We start from the raw sequence: 18,040 nt of genomic DNA on the forward strand, positions 1-18,040 counted from the left end.
ATATGCACGAGATGAGGACGGCGACGGTTTTCATGAGATTCATGTGAATACAATGGAGGGGTTCTGGTCGCTGTTGCGTTCCTGGTTGCGTCCTCATCGGGGTATATCACAAGAGAAGTTACCGCTGTATTTGGGTTTCTTCGAGTGCCTGCACAATATCAAGAAGCGCGGGAAAGCAGCTCTAACCGGTCTTCTGGGAGTGTTGTTTGGATAACTCCCCGGAATCCATTAAGAGCCAATTTTTATTGCAGATGTTCCAGTTATAAAGGGAGAAGTGGCCGTTCAGGGAGACTTCAGTATTGCTGGAGTTCCAGGTGCAGGAGCCAGAATAGATCTGGACTACAGTGGTACTGCCGGGGCTGTCACAGGGAAATGCCTCCCTACCGGGAATGTCGTTGACAAGGTCACACTGGAATCAGGCGAATCCATCGAGATAACCGTATTTGACGCCGGTAACCTGGGAGTCTTTGCCAAAGCTGCAGACCTGGGCGTCAGTTGCCATGAAACCAAACAGGAGCTGGATGAAAATCAGGCCATTCTCGACAGAGTCCATGAAATACGGGGTAAGGCCGCCCAAATGATTGGCATGTGCAAAAACTGGCAAGACATTGATGAAGTATCACCCCTGCTACCACTGGTTATCCTGGCCAAAGAGCCTGAAAACAATGATGAAGATCTGCGTGTGAGAATGTTCCTGCTGAATAAATGTCATCCGGCCCTCGCGGGTACCGGCTCTGTCTGCACTTCCTCGTCAGGGGCCGTTCCCGGCACTATCGTGAACCAATTGGCGACGATAGCCAGCACCGAAGAATACACCCTCAGAATCATGCACCCCCAAGGCATTATGCCCTTGCATGTCGCCTCTCGCAGCCAGACCAATCAGCTATGGCCCGAGTTCCTTAAGATACAGTACGGCCGAACCGCCCGAAAAATCATGAGCGGGCATGTTTATATCCCCAACGTCGAATACTGAGCCGATCATAATGAAACAAACTGCTTTACTGGTGCTCGATCTGATCAACGACGTTGTTCACCCCGATAGCCCCATCGCCTCTGCGGCTCATTGTGTAGTTACTAAAAACCTGATTTTCAATACCAACCATCTTGTTGAGCATGTCAGAAAGCAGAATGGCCTGATCATCTTTTTCAGAGTGGGTTTTTCAGCCAGCTACATTGAATGCCCCACTCAGCCCTAGTCATTGTTCAAAAGCGTGCGTGAACCCCGAGCTTATGAACTGGGTCAGTGGGGTACAGAGTTTCATCCGGACTTGCTTGTAAACGACAACGATCCGGTGCTTACCAAACATCGAATCAGTCCTTTTTATGCCACAGAACTTGAAGCCATCTTGAGAGCACAGTGCATAAACAGATTGTTGATTACCGGTGTATCAACAGATTACGTAATCCAGTCCTGTGCCCGGGAAGCCCATGACCGGGACTATGACACGGTCGTCGTTGAGGATCTCTGTGCAGCCTCGACCGATGAAATCCATCAGCAAGCCATCGCCAGTCTTAAACGACTGGTCAGTGTCGTTCATTCATCAGAACTTCTGCAGGAGTGATCCCATGTCTTACAAAGAGGAATACCGAAAAAAACTTCGCAGTGCAGCCGATGCTGTCCAGATCATCCCCAAACAGAGCACAATGGTCATTGGACTGGGGATGTCTGAGCCACCTGCGCTTTTAAGTGCCGTCGAAGACCGGGTAAAAAACAAAGAGTTTGATAAGCTTCGACTGTATTACATGCATCCGGCTACACCACTGCAAAATACGTTATTGAAAATGGAGTATCTGGAGACCGTAGAACTTTACCCTTTCTATGGCACCCATAAAGAATGGGAACTGTTGAAAGAAGGTCTGAAGGAAGGAGTGAAGCTGGTTAACTACATCCCGGCCAATTTTCATCAGATTCCTCACATCATGACCCATGACCTGATGCTGGACACCTGTGTAGTGACTGTATCCCCCATGACCGGAGGCGGCTACTTCAGCACAGGTACGAGCTCGGATTACACGATCGTGGCTGCACGAAATGCCAAACGACTGATTATTGAAGTCAACGAAAACATGCCTCAGGTATTTGGCAATACATACATCCATATTTCAGAAGTGGATGCCATTGTCGAGAATACCGTAGAACTCCCTCAAGAGCCTCCCCATAAAGAGCCCAGCGCCATTGATGAAAAAATTGCCAGCCATATTATTGGGCACTGCAAGGATGGTATGACGATTCAGATTGGCGCAGGCAATGTGCCCAATGCGGTCTGCAAGAAGCTGTCACAGTTCAATGATATGGGCATTCACAGTGAGCTGCTTTCACCATCCATGGTGCAGTTGATCAAGTCAGGAAATGTGAATAACCGTTTGAAGAGCATTGATGTAGGCAAATCCGTCTTTACACTCTCAGCCGGCAATACCGAGATGTTTGAGTTTATCCACAACAACCCGGGGATTGAGGGCCACCCTGCCAGTTATGTGAATGACCCCTGTGTCATTGGCAGAAACGACCGGGCATTCTCTCTCAACGCCTTTGTAGAAATTGATCTCTTCGGGCAGGTAAATGCCGAGTTCATTGCAGGGCACCAGTACAGCACCGTAGGTGGACAGTTAGACTTTATTGAAGGTGCACAGAGATCCAAAGAAGGCGTTTCCATTCTGTCAGCCACATCGACAGCAGGTGGTGGGAAGTTCTCAAGAATTGTTAAGAGCATTTCCGGCCCCGCCACAGATACCCGAAACTCTATTCAATACGTGGCTACTGAGTACGGCATAACCAGTCTAAGAGGCAAATCTACTTCAGAACGAGCCAGAGCGCTTATTGACCTGGCCCACCCGGATTTCCGTCCGGAGCTCGAGGAATATGCCCGTTCACAACACTATATATAAGTAAATCCAGAACAGGGTTTTTGAGGGGCTGAATCCTTTCAGCCTCTTCTTCTGTTCGGAACCCTCTGGTTAATATGTCCACCTTAACCTTTCCCATCGAACTATTAAGTAATTGTACGGAAATAGGGCCATTGCCCCCCCTCGCCACGATGACAAAGCCACAGCAGGTGATTAGAATTCGCAAACTATAATCAATAACCTTCCTCAGGTAACCGAAGCATTATGCATAAAGTCATTGAGACCCCGGATGCACCACCTGCCATTGGCCCATACTCCCAGGGTATTCAATTTGGCAACCTGATTTTCACCTCCGGCCAGCTGCCTATCGAGCCTGAAACCGGTGAAATGTCTGAAGACACCAAGGAACAGGCTCATCAGTGTCTGAAAAACCTGAAATCTGTTCTGGAAGCAGCAGGCAGCAGCCTGAGCAAAGTCAAAAAAGCCACTGTATTTGTCAAAGACATGAATGATTTCACTGACATCAACGAAGTCTACAAGCAGTACTTTACCTTCCCCTTCCCCGCTCGCAGCCTGGTGGAAGTGGCTCGTCTGCCAAAAGATGTGAAGGTAGAAATTGAAGTGATTGCCTCCGCCGAGTAATCACTTTCGCCAGCAGGGGGCTATGCAGCCCCCCTATGCTCATGGCGATTGAGGCATTACCACATCAGGTCGTCTGGAATTTCATAGTCCGCATACCACTCCTGCTCTTCCTCAGTCAGTTCACTCTGACTTTCTGACTGAACCACCACCGCTGCAGGCTCACGCTCTTCAATTTTTCTGGCCACCGTGGCTGGAATGACCCGATACTCTTCTTCGTCTCCCTGACTTAAAACACCAATAGCAAAAAGCCCCCGGCTTAGTTTGTTTTGCATGCCTTCAGAGACATAGATCTTTTTGACTTTGCTATCCACAACAAAGTTATAGCCTACATCACCCTCTTCACGGGGAATGGTGTTCATTTCGATCAGCTGACGGACCTGTGCCGCAAGCGCCTTCTGCTGACGCTCCTCTTCCAGCTTACGATTGAGCTCACGATCTCGCTCAACTTGCTCAGCCTTCTGCTTTTCCAGCTCAATCCGACGCTTTTCCTGGTCGGTAAGCTCACCGCTCTTGGCTGCCTGCTTCTTTTTTTTCTTGCTAGTGGTTTTGGCCTTCAAAGCCTGCTGCTTGGTGGCCAGACCAGCACCCATTAGCTGGTCTCTCAGTGATTTGCTCATAGCTTATTCAATCAATTGAAGATTTCTGAAAATTTCGCTGCATTTTATCAAGTTTACAGAAGTTATAGCAGGGAACTTTTAATTCATTCAAATGTCTGAAAATTAAAGGATTCAGAGATTTGCAATATGGAAGCATTACCCAATCAACAGAGCCTTCACGAGTCTGTCAAAGCCGGTATAGATAGCGGCAAAAACCACCAACCGCCCAACACCTCATCCTATCTTGGATATGGTACTTCTCTGGCTATTGGGTCGCCCTTGTTTCATATTGTGGGTGAGCGGGTCAGCGCAGCTATTAAACCGCTTCTTACCTGGATCATTGACTACCACGCCCCCATTATTCAGGTAGCCCAAAAATTAGATAGCACAACGCCTGACCAGCAGAGCGCACCGGAAGACATTCACTCCTCCGAGCTGGCACTTACTCTCACAGACATTGATACAACAAGACATCAGGAACTGGTTGCAGCCTGCAAGGCTCAAAACATTCCATGGATTGATCAATCTCCTGATGACGTTCTTGCAGAAAGACTTGAGAACCGAAGCAAAATGACACCGCCTTCAGAAGCGCTGGAGCCTCTGAAAGTCATGCTGGATGAGAGAATAAAACCACTCTGTGTCATGAGTGCTGACCGACAATTCTTTATCCAAACTTATCAACAGAAGCTTTTGAAAATCATGAGTGCCTACCCGGCTCCCGACTCATTTCTTAAGCATTATCTCAGTGAGCATTCAGAAAACCTTCAGGAAGCAGTAGCAAAGGCTGGCGTTTTCTGGGCAATAATGGTTGCCCAGGATGCTCAAAATGACAGCAGTATGCTTGATCTGGCATTGGCTTCAGGCTCTGAGCCTCTGGCCAGAGAGCTGATTGCTGCTGGCTGCTTTCCATCAGCAAAAGAGCCTCTCACTGAAGAGTTTATTCATCTGTTTCTGTCCACGCCTCCGTCAAAGAGTGAAATATCCTATGCCGTAGAGTTTCTGACAATCTTCAACCAGGCCGATGCACTCACCGGGTACCAGTTAACCCAGAATTTAATTTTGAACTCCTCATCATTCACTGCCAGACGCACTGCACTGTTTTTGCTCAGATCCATTCACGAGTCGCTTACCCCGGCTGAAGCGAAGAAACCCTACAATTATGTATTCAGAGCTGATGGCATTTTCTCTTTCCAGAATGTGGACAAGGAAACTCTGCACCCGCAGCTGTGTAGATTGAGTCAAGACCTTATCGACTTTCTGACCAATAAGATTCCTGAAGAGACTTTTGATACCGATGCTTTTGAGCAGGAAATTCAAGCTTGCGGAGGCAGCGCGAGTGACTATCTGGAAATCTTTACCAAATGGGTGGCCGATGTCTGCAAGGTTCGAAGCTTTTTCCCCCTGGATAAACAGATTGTTCAAGGGATGGCGCAATGGCTGAAGGAACAGGGGTTTGCTTCTGTTGTTGAAGTCATGGCAGGTACCGGTTTCCTCAGCTCCGCCCTGGCCAACGAAGGTATAGACATAAAAGCGACTGACAACTTCAAATACTTTAAAGATACTGACTCCGAATCTTTTCTGTATGTTCAGCCACTTGTGGAAAACAAGGGCATCGATGAAACACTGGCAGAGGAAACCAGAAATCCATCGTCGTATAAACGTCTACTGCTGATCTCAGGCCCACCCAGTGACCCTGACAATGTCCGGCGAGTGGCTGATAACATTGAACTTTGGTTAAAAAACCACCCGGACAACGGTGTCATGCTGTTAGTCTGGCCGGAGTATATTGATCAGCTGAATGCACACTGGAAACAGACCAGAAAAGAACAAAGACCACTGAATATTACTTCTATGGAACAAGCCATACCGGTTAAGAAGCATCATACAGCTTACCTTCCTTACTTTATTCAGTCACCGGAAGATAGCTGATTTAAAGAATTTCCTCCGAATTAGCCACTTCACTGTTTCTCGCATGGCTCAGACGCTTTGGACACTACCTTAAGTTTGGGGTATTTCGTGAGTGCACTTTGCCACTCCAGCTCTACATCCTCTATGGCTTCTTCTGTTGGTTGATTGTCAGCTCCAATGTCCGTAATAGCGTTGTATTTGATGTTCATATCCCTATCCACACTGACATCGAACCCTGATTCAATAGCCCCCTTTGCCGTGTCTAAAACACAACTCGAGTCAAAGCAGCCCAGAGGTACGACATCCGTCACATCCTGTGACTTCAAAAAATCCTCCAGCTTTCCTTTAAAGGCCTGATCCAGTTTTTGTCCACGAGCAAGATTGACACCTTCAAAAGCATCCTGATGAGCCTTCAACATCAGCCGGGTACCTTTTTTCATATAAATTGACTGGATTAATGCATTCAACGAGGTGCCGTATTCTTCTATGTTTACATCCACATAGATGACTTGATCATTTTTAACGAAATAGTTGAGCAACTTTACCTGCTCACCCAAAACTGAACTCAGATTATGTAATGACCCTCTCCCTTCATACGCCAACTGCATATCTATTACCAGAATGGCCACTTTTTTCCCTTGCTGTAACAGCTGCTCAATATGAGTCCTGCTTTCATCAAACCCTGCCTGAACGGCAGATACTGTGAGCAAAATCGAAAAAAAGATCAGAGATTTCATAACCACGATTAGATAAGATAAAAACGAATCCCCCCAGGCCTGAAAATGCCAGCTCCCTGTATCGCACTCTTCACAAGAGAGCAGAATCGACTTTCAACAGAAGGCTTGCAGATAAGCTACTACGTGTTTGAAAATAGACCATTAAACTCTGGAAAGCAGTCAAGGGTGACGCTAACAATGAAAACCAATATCACACTCATTGGTATGCCGGGCGCTGGTAAAAGTACCATCGGCATTATTCTGGCCAAAGATCTGGCCTATGGCTTTCTGGATACGGATGTTCTCATTCAAATCAGTCACCAGAAAACCCTGCAGGAAATCGTCGATGAATCCGGCTACATGGCACTGCGAGAGATTGAAGAAGCAGAGCTTCTAAAAGTGAACCTCAAGCGTCATATCATTGCTACCGGAGGCTCGGCCATCTACAGCGAAGCCGCCATGATGCATCTGGCCGAAGAATCCGTCATTGTTTTTCTGGATCTGGATCTGGAGCAAATCCGCGAGCGCATTCATAATTTCGATACCCGCGGAATAGCAAGATCAGAAAATCAAACCATTGAAGATCTGTTTGCAGAGAGAGTAAAGCTGTATAAGAAGTATGCTGATGTAACCATTGATTGCCGAGAGCTGGATCAGGACAGTCTGGCTCTTGAAATTATCAAAAAGACTGAAGCCCTCCTCTAACACATACATAGGGAATCACTTACGATTTCAGGAGCCTGTCGTGCTTGAGGCTATCTTACCCAGGCTCCCGGAATATTACATAATGTGAATTCACATTATTTCTTTCTCTCACCTATACTTTTCACTTTCTTGCCTGCAGCTGTCCATCCTTATGCAAGGAAGATTCTATGACATTTATCAGGAAACCCTTTCTCAATGGAAAGCAGTGGTTGCCAGCTCGGTCGGAGGAATGCTGGAGTGGTACGACTTTGTTCTTTACGGTTATTTAGCTCCGATCATAGCTGCCCATTTCTTCCCTTCTAGTAAACCTTTCCTTGCACAGCTAGCCACCTTTGGTGTGTTTGCCGCTGGTTTTATCTCTCGCCCGCTGGGCGGGTTGTTATTGGGGCATATTGGCGATCGATACGGTCGAAAGCCGGTTTTATGGTTATCTGTCGTTTTGATGGGAGGATCTACCGTCGGAATTGGCTGTCTTCCTGATTTTGCTCAGGCTGGCATTCTGGCCCCCTTCCTTCTTGTGAGTTTAAGAACTATGCAGGGACTGTCCATTGGTGGTGAGTTTACTGGCTCAACTATTTATATGGCAGAACTGGCCAGTACAAAAAACCGCGCCTACATGGCCAGCTGGCCTGAATTCGGGTGCCTTTGTGGTTTTCTGGCGGGCTCCGGTATTGGCACACTATTAACAGCCCTGCTCACCGAACCGGTAATGTACGAGTGGGGATGGCGGATTCCATTCTGGATAGGGGGAGGGATAGCCGTTTTTGGCGTATTAATCAGACAACACCTTTACGAGACAGAAGCATTTCTTTCCATTGAAAAATCCGGAGAAGTCCCAATCCTTCTTGCCTTTCGTCACTACTGGAAAGTTTTGCTGCAAATGATGTTTCTGGTCATGGCGAGCAATGTCAGCTCGATGCTAGTACTGATCTACTTCATTTCTACCTACGCCAAACACACCTCATTGGCCCAAAGCTATTGGGTCAGCAATATTGGTTTAGCAATCACACTGATTATGACCCCACTCGGGTGTATGTTGTCTGACAAAATTGGACGCAAACCAGTTCTTTATATGGTCTCTGCCGGACTGCTATTTGGCAGTTTTCCCCTCTGGTGGATGCTTCATCAATCCAATGTCGTCTTAACCGCTGCGGGCATGGCCACGTTTTCAGTTCTGTTTGGTATTGGACTTTCAGTCAGCACCGTCACGGTGATTGAACTACTGCCCACTGAGCTTCGCTGCAGTGGTGTTTCGGTAGGCTATAACTTGTGTCTTGCCTTGTTTGGCGGAACCACTCCAGTGATTGCTGTTTACCTCGTTCACAGCCATAACGATATCTATGCACCCGTTTATTATCTGGCTTTCGCCTCTACCCTGTCATGGATTGCAGCCTGGCTTGTTCCTGAAATGAATGGCAAACCTCTCTACACAAAACAGACTTTCCCGACCAGGCAAGGCAGGACCGACAAAACATCATGAGGCCAGAAAATCACACCAGGAGCCTGTCGGACTTAAGCTTTCGAGCATAAATTTCAGTAGAACGAGTTAAATTATTGATGGATTCGTGCGAATAGTTGACCTATTTAATCGAATTCATCGAATAATTTGGCCGTTCTTTCTGGAATTTAGGCCGAAATTTTCTTAAGTCCGACAGGCTCCTAGTGATGACTCGCTTGAAGAAAGGGTGAAACCGTAAAAGAAGTATGCCGATGTGGCTATTAACTGCTGGAAACTGGACCAGAGTAGACTTGCTTTTGAAATTATCAAGACAACTAAAGCCCTAATGTAAACTTCATGACAAATCCGTCGATGGAGTGGATATCACTTTTCACCGCTCCCAATGGATTCAATGTCATGGATGCTTCACGCTCAAAGCCTAATGCTGCGCCAGATCCTTTGCCCCTGATTGCTGATGATCCAGAACTGGTTTTTAAAGAAGATCACTTTGCGCTAGACAGTGTTCCTAACAGAATCCCCAAACCCGAGCACAATACTCAACAGCAGAGAGTAATGCTTAAAGATAGAGTTATAGAGTCCACAGACCCTTGTGAATCGAGCTGGATGCAATCCCTGATCAGAGACCGTCTTCACCCCACTGAAGAAGGCACGAACAGAACACATAATGCAATAAAAACACAATTAGAAAACGCTCATATCGCTATTCATGACATCATCGCACGATACCCTGACATGGAGAACGATGACCTTCTTTGTCTACAGGAGTTAGCCAATGAGCTTCCAACCATAAAGAGTCTGGACCGATTCACTGTTTTCGGTTTGAAATTTGCGCTGATGACAACGTTTATACATCAAAAATACCATTCCGGAATGCCTGATGACTATTATGGACTGAACTTCAGAAAGGGTACGACCTGCAGAAAGTTAGCTGAACTTAACTATGATTCGATGCTTCCTGGCCGAGCTCAAGGGAACAATGAAAGAAAGCCCCTTCTGGTTGAGCTCACACAATATGCACGTGAAGAAGCTTTTTTCAAAAATCCTTTCAGTCAATCAACCCACGGTACATTCAATCAAAAGCTCTATACCTGTATTAGAGAACTTCGTGACTTACTCAATATGGGACGCAAAAGGGAACTCGCCCTTCTACCCGTTTTCACACCAGTCAGCGTTGCTTTTACCGTCGAATCGGTACCGCACAGTTTACACACATTAAGTCTTTCCCCTGAGCCCTTCACTTCCCATGGAAAAATATCCCTGTCTCCTTCACTGCAGTTTCTGGTAGAAGCCCACTTTGCTTACCAGTTAGAGCACAATAAATACAGAGGTTTTAGTCGATGTCAGCCCTTCGAAGCAAATAGGGCTGAGCTTATGAAACGCTTCTGCGAAAGATACCGAGAGACAGACAGGGAGTACTGGCGTTGCTTACAGTTCACATTGCATTACTTGTTAACTGTAAAACAGTTCACTTACACAGCCCTCATAGAGGATCCAGAACTCGTACTTTCGGACATTTTTGAGAATAGAGCAGCTTTGAATTCCATACTGACCATCAGAGCCATGTGCACCCTGCAGGCTTTCTTCGAATTCTTGAAGGAACAGGAAACCCATGGCAGTGACAATCCTGAAGAGACCATGGCGCGTTTTCAGCTTTCAACACCTCAGAAAGATCTGGATCTAAAAGCTAAAGAACTGTTTGCATGGAGACAACTTGCTCAGGATAAAAATCCTGAAATTGCTGACATCCTGAATAAATCGACACTGGCCAAGTTGCTCAGAGATTCCAAAACTCAGGACATGGGATTTACGATGCTGGTTTCATACACTTATGAACACGAACGGAAAGCTTTTCTTGATCAGATCAAAGAAAAACTGAAAAAGAAAAAGATGAGGAAACAAGATTTACCCGTTGAGTTCAGGCAACTGTATAAGTTTTAGGAAAATCAGAACGTTTGACAGGCATAAAAAAACCCGGCTCAGGCCGGGTTTTTTCAGACAAGATCACATCAGTGAATGTCCTTCCAGTACTCACGCTTGAGCAGCAGAGAGACAATGAAGAGCAGAACCAGGAACAGCAGGACATAAATACCCAGTTGCTGGCGAGTCTGCTTCACAGGCTCTGCAGAGTAAGCCAGGAAGTTGGTCAGGTCATACATGGCCTGATCGTATTGGGCAGGTGTCATTGAACCCTTACGATCAGGATCAACCACCAGACCACAGATCTTTTCGCCAGTCAGAGGGTCACGCTCTGTTGGGCTAGCGCCCTGACAGCTGTCAATCTGGATGCCCTGAAGCTCCATCAGAACATGAGGCATACCTACATCAGGAAATACCTTGTTGTTCACGCCCCAGGGACGCTTTGGATCTTCATAGAAAGTACGCAGGTAAGTGTATACCCAGTCGTCACCACGAACACGGGTCACCATGGTCAGATCCGGTGGTGCTGCACCAAACCAAACCTTGGCTTCATCCCTGCGCATGCTGTTCTCCATCAAGTCACCAATTCTGGCTGACTTGGGTACCAGGTTTTCCATCATCAGATCGTGCGGAATGCCAATATCGTCGGCTACACGCTCATAACGCTGGAACTTGGTGGCATGACAGGCCGCACAATAGTTCTGGTAGAACATGGCACCACGCTGAAGCGATGCTTTGTCAGAAGGATCGGTCTCAATAGAGTCCAGAGGATAATCTGAACCACCCGCCGCATATCCGAACAAGGGAACCAGCGAAAACAACAGGGTAATTATTGCTTTTTTCATTATCCGGTCACCCTCTCCGGTACGGGTTTTGTTTTTTCCCATCGTGTATAGAACGGCATTAACAGGAAGAATGCGAAGTAAAACAGGGTGCAGATCTGGGCCAGCAGAGTATTTATCACGGTAGCCGGCTGAGTACCCAGCACGGTCAGGATGGCAAATACAATGGCGAACAGGAAGATGCCCACCTTGCTGATAATTCCCTTGTAGCGCCAGGATTTAACCGGGCTGCGATCCAGCCATGGTAATACAAACAGAATGGCAATAGCGCCACCCATGGCAATTAACCCACCCAGCTTCGAATCGATTGGACCAATATCAAAGGTAATCGCACGCAGGATGGAGTAGAACGCTCCCATGTACCAAACCGGAACAATCAGTGCAGGTGTTTTCAGCGGATCAGCCTGCTCAAAGTTAGGCGGCTCAAGGAAGAAGCCTCCCATTTCCGGGAAGAAGAAGATGACACTGCAGAACACAAACAGGAAGACAGCCACACCCACCAGATCTTTCACTGTGTAATAAGGGTGGAAAGGAATACCGTCCAGAGGTACACCGTTTTCGTCTTTCAGCTTCTTGATTTCAATACCGTCAGGGTTGTTGGAACCTACTTCGTGCAGGGCAATGATGTGCAGAACCACCAGTCCCAGAATAACGATGGGCAATGCCACAACGTGCAGGGCAAAGAAACGGTTCAGGGTGATACCGGAAATCAGGAAGTCACCACGAATCCACTGCTGCAGGTCAGGACCAATAACAGGAATCGCACCGAACAGGGAGATGATAACCTGGGCACCCCAGTAAGACATCTGACCCCATGGCAGCAGATAGCCCATGAAGGCTTCAGCCATCAGCGCCAGATAAATGGCCATACCGAAGATCCACACCAGCTCACGAGGCGCACGATAAGAACCGTAAATCAATCCTCTGAACATGTGGAGATAGACGACAACAAAGAAGAAGGATGCGCCGGTTGAGTGCATGTAGCGAATCAGCCAGCCGTATTCCACATCACGCATGATGTATTCAACGGAAGCAAAGGCCTGTTCTGCACTGGGCACATAACTCATGGTCAGCCAGATACCGGTCAGCAACTGGTTAACCAGAACCAGCAGTGCCAGAGAGCCGAAGAAGTACCAGAAGTTAAAGTTCTTTGGTGCGTAATATTTACTGAGATGGTCTTCCCAGACCTGGGTGACGGGAAGCCTGGCATTGAGCCAATCCATGAAGTTGCCCATTAAGCATTCTCCTCATCTTGACCGACAATGATCACGGCGTCGCTCTCAAAGCTATAAGGAGGCACTTCCAGATTGGTAGGTGCTGGAACGCCCTTGAATACACGACCCGCCAGATCGAACTTGGAACCGTGACATGGACAGTGGTAACCACCCTTCCATTCAGGATCAAATTCCATTGGCTTAACTTCAGGCATGTATTTGGGTGAACACCCAAGGTGGGTACAAAGACCAACCAGAATCAGGTACTCGTCCTTGACCGAACGGTACTCGTTTGCCGCGTACGCGGGCTGCTCTGACTTCTCGGACTTGGGATCTCTCAGCTTGTCGTCAAGAGACCGGATATTATCCAGCATGGCCTGGGTTCGTCTTACCACAAACACAGGCTTACCGCGCCATTCAACTACGATCTGCTGTCCCGGCTCCAACTTGCTGAGGTTCACCTTCACAGGAGCACCAGCAGCCTTTGCTTTGGCACTGGGATTCCATGATTTGATAAAAGGTGTAGCGACCCCAACGGCTCCGGCAGCCCCCACCACCGAAGTCGCAGCCACGAGAAAGCGGCGCCGGCTGTTATTTACGCCGTTGTCACTCATTTAACCTACTCTCCCCATCCAGGCAAATGCCCAATGACTTCTTTTAATTCACGGGTGGGATATTAGCAGGGAGTAAAAGAGATGCGTCTCTTATAAGAGAAAAGCCGTTTGATGACCTTTCCCCCGCCCCCCGATCAAAGCTCTGTCTGATTATTTGTCCCACCTTGGCAGCAATGCGTAATGATACTGGTTTTAGCTTCTATACAAAAGCCTTACATGAAGTTTTCCTGAACCTGAGAATCAATCTCGCCAGTATCAAGGGCTCCACACCATGCATACCGCTCAAGCACAACCTGCGTAAGCTACCAGTAAACCGACTTATCCAGACGCTTAAATTACTGGCACTTCCTATTCAGAAGTACCCTACATCCAGATACACTGACAACCGCACTCCAAAATAATTAATTCTGGTCGTCTACTTCAGTTTTCTGTTTTCCAGGCAAAAAAAAACGCCCGCATAAAGCGGGCGTTTCTTGCAACAGCGCCTGATAACAGACGCCACTGACATTAACGCTTGGAGAACTGTGGACGCTTACGTGCTTTACGCAGACCCACTTTCTTACGTTCAACTTCACGAGCGTCACGAGTAACGTAACCAGCCTTGCGCAGGGTTGGGCGCAGGGTTTCGTCGTACTGCATCAACGCACGAGTGATACCGTGACGGATAGCACCCGCCTGACCGGAACCACCACCACCAACAACGGTGATTTTGATGTCAAACTTTTCCAGCAGTTCAGTCAGTTCCAGAGGCTGGCGAACAACCATACGAGCGGTCTCACGACCGAAGTATTCGTCCAGACTGCGGCCATTGACAGAGATGCTGCCAGAACCAGATTTCAGGAAAACGCGAGCGGTAGAAGACTTACGACGTCCAGTACCGTAGTATTGAGTCACTGACATAGCTACCCCCGATTAAATGTCCAGTTTCTGTGGCTGTTGCGCAGTATGCGGATGCTCAGTACCGGCGTAAACTTTCAGTTTACGGTACATGTCGCGACCCAGAGGGCCTTTTGGCAGCATACCTTTAACAGCTTTTTCGATGACCATTTCTGGCTTGTGCGCAATCAGCTTTTCAAAGCTGGCTGAACGCAGGCCACCAGGGAAGCCAGTGTGACGGTAATACATCTTGTTAGACGCTTTACGGCCAGTCACGTGAACCTTCTCAGCATTAACAACAACGATATAATCGCCAGTGTCGACATGCGGAGTGTATTCTGGCTTATGCTTACCACGCAGACGGGTAGCAATTTCGGTAGCCAGACGGCCCAGGGTCTTGCCTTCAGCGTCGACCACGAACCAGTCACGTTTTACTGTTTCTGGTTTTGCACTAAAAGTTTTCATTAAATTCGCCTCAATAGTATTGCTAATGCAACACCTGTTCTTACTTGGCCGCCCCTTACTGAATTCAGTACTTAAATCCGCACAGAAGTCCGCTCGGGGATGAAGCAAGGCTAATAGCTTCAGGCTACGACCTGCTCAAACATGGGGCGCTCAATTGGGAAACGGGAGCAGTATTATATCGTCTGTTTACAGGAATGAAACCCCTTTGTGACACATTACAGGGTTCATACGTACCAGCTAGTACAAATGTACATCTAAAGTCCTTGAGCCATCTTTAAAAGCAGCGTTATTCTCCCACTGGAATCCAACCTCTGGAGCTTGATAACTATGGAATACAGAAATCTGGGCCAAACCGACATAAAAGTGAGCGCCCTCTGTCTAGGTACCATGACCTGGGGCGAGCAGAATACCGAACAGGAAGCTTTTGCCCAGCTGGATCGTGCTGTGGACTATGGTATCAACTTTATTGATACCGCTGAGATGTACCCGGTCCCAGCCAGAGAAGAAACCTACACCCGCACCGAAGCCATTATTGGTAATTGGCTCAAGCAGCGCGGTAAAAGCAATGATCTGGTTATCGCCACCAAAATCTGCGGCCCAGGCCTGGATTATATGGATGGAGGTCGAATGATGACCCCCAAACATATCCATAAAGCCGTTGATGGCAGCCTCCAGCGACTGGGTCTGGAAACCATTGACCTTTACCAACTGCACTGGCCAGACCGTAACACTAACTTCTTTGGCAAACTGGGCTATATGCACCAGGATGGCTTTGATGGCACCCCCATCGAAGAAACCCTTTCCGCACTGGATGAACTGGTTAAAGCCGGAAAGATAAGACATTACGGCTTGTCGAATGAAACCCCCTGGGGCGTCATGGAGCATTTACGCCAGAGCGGTGAACACAACCTTCCTCGTCCTGTGAGTATTCAGAACCCTTATAATCTGCTGAACCGTTCATTTGAAGTCGGACTGGCTGAAGTTGCCCACCGTGAGCAGGTCGGCTTACTGGCTTACTCACCACTGGGATTTGGCGTTCTGAGCGGTAAATACCTTGGAGGAGACAAGCCTGAGAAAGGGCGTATAACTCTTTATCCTCAATACCAGCGCTATATGTCAGCAGAATCCCAGAGAGCAACAGAAGCCTACATCAATCTGGCAAAAGAGTCCGGACTTGATCCGGCCCAAATGGCATTGGCCTTTGTTACATCCCGCTCTTTCCTGACCAGTAACATTATTGGTGCCACTACCCTGGAGCAACTGGAAAGCAATTTAAAGTCGAGTGAGTTGAACTTGTCTGACACTTTGCTGGAAGAGATTGAAAAAATTCACACTCTTCAGCCTAACCCTGCCCCCTGAACCTCCTCTAACCCACCTCTTTACTGTGAAAATGTAATTCTGTCAGGCACTGCAGTCATTTTCATAGTAAAGGGGTGAGCTTCATTTCCAGCGCGCAGTTGTTTCTGAAGACATTCGAAATGTCATCGGAAAGAGGCCACCGCTCATCTTTAGAGTTGTAATTAATCTGCCCAACTGGACATTTTCGCCTATTTTTATCTTTGATTACGGAAATGACTCCTGCCCCAACAGGTATGTTCAGTCGTTTTATTGAGCCAATCTGGAAGGTGAAAAGGCAGCCTGCCTGCCACTAACAAACCATTCACGAGCATCAGGGTCGTATGAATAACTTTTTGAGTCCGGCCAGTCACCAGGAACCGATTGCCAGCCAGGATGTCGACAACACTTATAAATATCTGAGACGCCAGGTTTTTCTGGGTATTTTCATCGGCTATGCTGGCTACTACCTTGTCCGCAAAAACTTCTCCCTGGCCATCCCACACCTGGTGGAAGAAGGTTTCACCAAAGCCGAACTTGGATTTGCACTCTCAGGCGTCTCCATTGCTTATGGCATCAGCAAATTCCTGATGGGCAACCTTTCCGACCGCAGCGATGCCCGAAAATTCATCACCTGTGGTCTGGTGCTCAGCGCCATGACCATGATTCTGATGGGCTTTGCCCCCTTCGCTACCGCCTCCATACCCGCCATGTTTATTCTGCTGTTTATAAATGGATGGTTTCAGGGCATGGGCTGGCCATCCAGCGGGCGAGTCATTGTTCATTGGTTTTCTGTAAGCGAACGAGGGACAAGGGCCGCCATATGGAACCTGGCTCACAATGTCGGTGGCGGACTCGTAGGCCCCATGGCCATTCTGGGCATGAGCCTTTTTGTTGACTGGCACAGTATTTTTTATTTCTCTGGTCTGGTAGCGGTAGCAGTGGCTTTTATCAGCTGGTTATTGGTACGGGATACCCCCCAGTCCTGCGGCCTACCGCCTATTGAGGAGTACACCGGAGACTATCCTCATGCATTCGCCTACAACGATTCCCATGAAAAAGAGTTTTCAGCCAGCGAAATCTTCTTCAAATACGTTCTGAACAATCGCCTGCTCTGGTATATAGCGATAGCCAATGCTTTTGTTTATCTGGTTCGTTACGGTGTTCTTGACTGGGCACCTGCCTATCTGGATGAAGCCAAAGGCTTCTCCATGACCGACAGCAGCTGGGCTTACTTTCTGTATGAGTTTGCAGGTATTCCCGGAACATTACTCTGTGGCTATCTCAGCGATCGCTACTTCAGAGGACGCAGGGCACCTGCCAGCCTGGTCTACCTGGTGGCAGTGTTGGCTGCTGTCATTGTTTACTGGAAGAACCCTCCGGGCAATCCTCTTGTGGATAACCTGGCACTGATCACCATTGGTTTCCTTATATATGGTCCAGTTATGTTAATCGGAGTTCACGCTCTGGATCTTGTCCCTAAAAAAGCGGCAGGAACGGCTGCAGGCCTGACGGGATTATTCGGTTATCTTGGTGGTGCCCTGTTTGCCAACATTGCCATGGGCTTTATCGTTGATCGATACGGCTGGGACGGAGGCTTTCATGTCCTGATAGCCGCCTGCATTGCTGCCATGATCATGCTGTCCATTTCCTGGATTGAAGAAGTGAAAACCCATCGAAGCATTACTTGAACCCAGAGTGTTTTTCTAATAGACAAAAAAGACCTGACTCCGTGCGTCAGGTCTTAAACTTTTATAAAGTCAGTCGTGACTGCTCTTTAGTATTCAGACTATGCGGCGCCTTGCCAGCAAAGTCTACTTTTCTGGAAGTTTCCACAGCTTTCAAAACGGCCTGCATCAGCGGGCTCTGCTTTTGAGTCATGGTGTCATTATTTCTCATGTTGCACC

General features: G+C 47.8%; 19 protein-coding genes and 1 pseudogene. 12 read left to right on the forward strand and 8 right to left on the reverse strand.

Annotated elements, in window-relative coordinates:
* From WG89_RS15965 to WG89_RS15990, 6 genes and pseudogenes are all read left to right on the forward strand, one after another.
* Positions 1 to 214, forward strand: a pseudogene (locus WG89_RS15965) (hypothetical protein); the annotation flags it as partial.
* 30 nt (positions 215 to 244) lie between these two features.
* Positions 245 to 973 (forward strand): PrpF domain-containing protein, encoded by a 729-nt coding sequence (locus WG89_RS15970; protein WP_281177704.1) that lies wholly within the window; start codon positions 245 to 247, stop codon positions 971 to 973.
* A 10-nt stretch (positions 974 to 983) separates the two neighbouring features.
* Positions 984 to 1,196 carry a cysteine hydrolase family protein gene (locus WG89_RS15975; protein WP_062267917.1) on the forward strand — a complete coding sequence of 71 codons (213 nt, stop codon included), beginning with the start codon at positions 984 to 986 and terminating at the stop codon, positions 1,194 to 1,196.
* Positions 1,197 to 1,211: 15 nt separating this feature from the next.
* Positions 1,212 to 1,562 carry a cysteine hydrolase family protein gene (locus tag WG89_RS15980; RefSeq protein ID WP_172806831.1) on the forward strand — a complete coding sequence of 117 codons (351 nt, stop codon included), beginning with the start codon at positions 1,212 to 1,214 and terminating at the stop codon, positions 1,560 to 1,562.
* Positions 1,563 to 1,566: 4 nt separating this feature from the next.
* Complete coding sequence (locus tag WG89_RS15985) at positions 1,567 to 2,886, forward strand: acetyl-CoA hydrolase/transferase family protein (RefSeq protein ID WP_062267920.1); 1,320 nt, start codon at positions 1,567 to 1,569, stop codon at positions 2,884 to 2,886.
* A gap of 222 nt (positions 2,887 to 3,108) precedes the next feature.
* A complete protein-coding gene (locus WG89_RS15990; RefSeq protein WP_062267922.1) occupies positions 3,109 to 3,486 on the forward strand; it encodes a RidA family protein in 378 nt (125 codons plus the stop codon).
* A 56-nt stretch (positions 3,487 to 3,542) separates the two neighbouring features.
* On the opposite strand, the gene WG89_RS15995 is transcribed toward WG89_RS15990, so the two are convergent.
* Complete coding sequence (locus WG89_RS15995) at positions 3,543 to 4,103, reverse strand: DUF2058 domain-containing protein (protein WP_062267923.1); 561 nt, start codon at positions 4,101 to 4,103, stop codon at positions 3,543 to 3,545.
* Between the two features lie 126 nt (positions 4,104 to 4,229).
* Between WG89_RS15995 and WG89_RS16000 the strand changes: the two genes are divergently transcribed.
* Positions 4,230 to 6,011 (forward strand): hypothetical protein, encoded by a 1,782-nt coding sequence (locus tag WG89_RS16000; protein WP_062267925.1) that lies wholly within the window; start codon positions 4,230 to 4,232, stop codon positions 6,009 to 6,011.
* Positions 6,012 to 6,040: 29 nt separating this feature from the next.
* On the opposite strand, the gene WG89_RS16005 is transcribed toward WG89_RS16000, so the two are convergent.
* Positions 6,041 to 6,700, reverse strand: a complete 660-nt coding sequence (locus tag WG89_RS16005; RefSeq protein WP_172806832.1) for an isochorismatase family protein — start codon at positions 6,698 to 6,700, stop codon at positions 6,041 to 6,043.
* A 204-nt stretch (positions 6,701 to 6,904) separates the two neighbouring features.
* Between WG89_RS16005 and WG89_RS16010 the strand changes: the two genes are divergently transcribed.
* The 3 genes from WG89_RS16010 to WG89_RS16020 all read left to right on the forward strand — a co-directional run bounded on the left by WG89_RS16010 (position 6,905) and on the right by WG89_RS16020 (position 10,808).
* Positions 6,905 to 7,411 (forward strand): shikimate kinase, encoded by a 507-nt coding sequence (locus WG89_RS16010; RefSeq protein WP_062267930.1) that lies wholly within the window; start codon positions 6,905 to 6,907, stop codon positions 7,409 to 7,411.
* 151 nt (positions 7,412 to 7,562) lie between these two features.
* Positions 7,563 to 8,891 (forward strand): MFS transporter, encoded by a 1,329-nt coding sequence (locus tag WG89_RS16015; protein WP_062267931.1) that lies wholly within the window; start codon positions 7,563 to 7,565, stop codon positions 8,889 to 8,891.
* 315 nt (positions 8,892 to 9,206) lie between these two features.
* A complete protein-coding gene (locus tag WG89_RS16020; RefSeq protein ID WP_153301636.1) occupies positions 9,207 to 10,808 on the forward strand; it encodes a hypothetical protein in 1,602 nt (533 codons plus the stop codon).
* A gap of 68 nt (positions 10,809 to 10,876) precedes the next feature.
* Here WG89_RS16020 and WG89_RS16025 read toward each other — a convergent pair whose 3' ends face one another.
* The 5 genes from WG89_RS16025 to rplM form a co-directional block, all read right to left on the reverse strand.
* The gene (locus WG89_RS16025) at positions 10,877 to 11,632 is read right to left on the reverse strand and encodes a cytochrome c1 (protein ID WP_062267936.1); all 756 of its coding nucleotides are present in this window, start codon (positions 11,630 to 11,632) and stop codon (positions 10,877 to 10,879) included.
* Positions 11,632 to 12,864: a cytochrome b gene (locus WG89_RS16030; protein ID WP_062267938.1), complete on the reverse strand. Its 1,233-nt coding sequence runs from the start codon at positions 12,862 to 12,864 to the stop codon at positions 11,632 to 11,634. The genes WG89_RS16025 and WG89_RS16030 overlap by 1 nt, the downstream gene beginning before the upstream one ends.
* Complete coding sequence (gene petA / locus WG89_RS16035) at positions 12,864 to 13,457, reverse strand: ubiquinol-cytochrome c reductase iron-sulfur subunit (RefSeq protein ID WP_062267940.1); 594 nt, start codon at positions 13,455 to 13,457, stop codon at positions 12,864 to 12,866. The genes WG89_RS16030 and petA overlap by 1 nt, the downstream gene beginning before the upstream one ends.
* Before the next feature lie 507 nt (positions 13,458 to 13,964).
* The gene (gene rpsI, locus WG89_RS16040) at positions 13,965 to 14,357 is read right to left on the reverse strand and encodes a 30S ribosomal protein S9 (protein ID WP_062267942.1); all 393 of its coding nucleotides are present in this window, start codon (positions 14,355 to 14,357) and stop codon (positions 13,965 to 13,967) included.
* Between the two features lie 12 nt (positions 14,358 to 14,369).
* Entirely contained in the window at positions 14,370 to 14,798 is a 429-nt protein-coding gene (rplM, locus tag WG89_RS16045) for a 50S ribosomal protein L13 (protein ID WP_062267944.1), read from the reverse strand.
* 327 nt (positions 14,799 to 15,125) lie between these two features.
* On the opposite strand from rplM, the gene WG89_RS16050 reads away from it, so the two are divergent.
* Positions 15,126 to 16,157, forward strand: coding sequence for an NADP(H)-dependent aldo-keto reductase (locus WG89_RS16050; protein ID WP_062267946.1), 1,032 nt, complete (start codon positions 15,126 to 15,128; stop codon positions 16,155 to 16,157).
* Positions 16,158 to 16,477: 320 nt separating this feature from the next.
* Positions 16,478 to 17,824, forward strand: coding sequence for a glycerol-3-phosphate transporter (gene glpT, locus WG89_RS16055; protein WP_062267948.1), 1,347 nt, complete (start codon positions 16,478 to 16,480; stop codon positions 17,822 to 17,824).
* Between the two features lie 61 nt (positions 17,825 to 17,885).
* Here glpT and WG89_RS30385 read toward each other — a convergent pair whose 3' ends face one another.
* On the reverse strand, positions 17,886 to 18,032 hold the full coding sequence (locus WG89_RS30385) for a hypothetical protein (RefSeq protein ID WP_153301637.1): 147 nt from the start codon (positions 18,030 to 18,032) through the stop codon (positions 17,886 to 17,888).
* Positions 18,033 to 18,040: the final 8 nt, after the last annotated feature.

It is taken from the genome of Endozoicomonas arenosclerae, assembly GCF_001562015.1.
GTDB classification, from domain to species: domain Bacteria; phylum Pseudomonadota; class Gammaproteobacteria; order Pseudomonadales; family Endozoicomonadaceae; genus Endozoicomonas_A; species Endozoicomonas_A arenosclerae.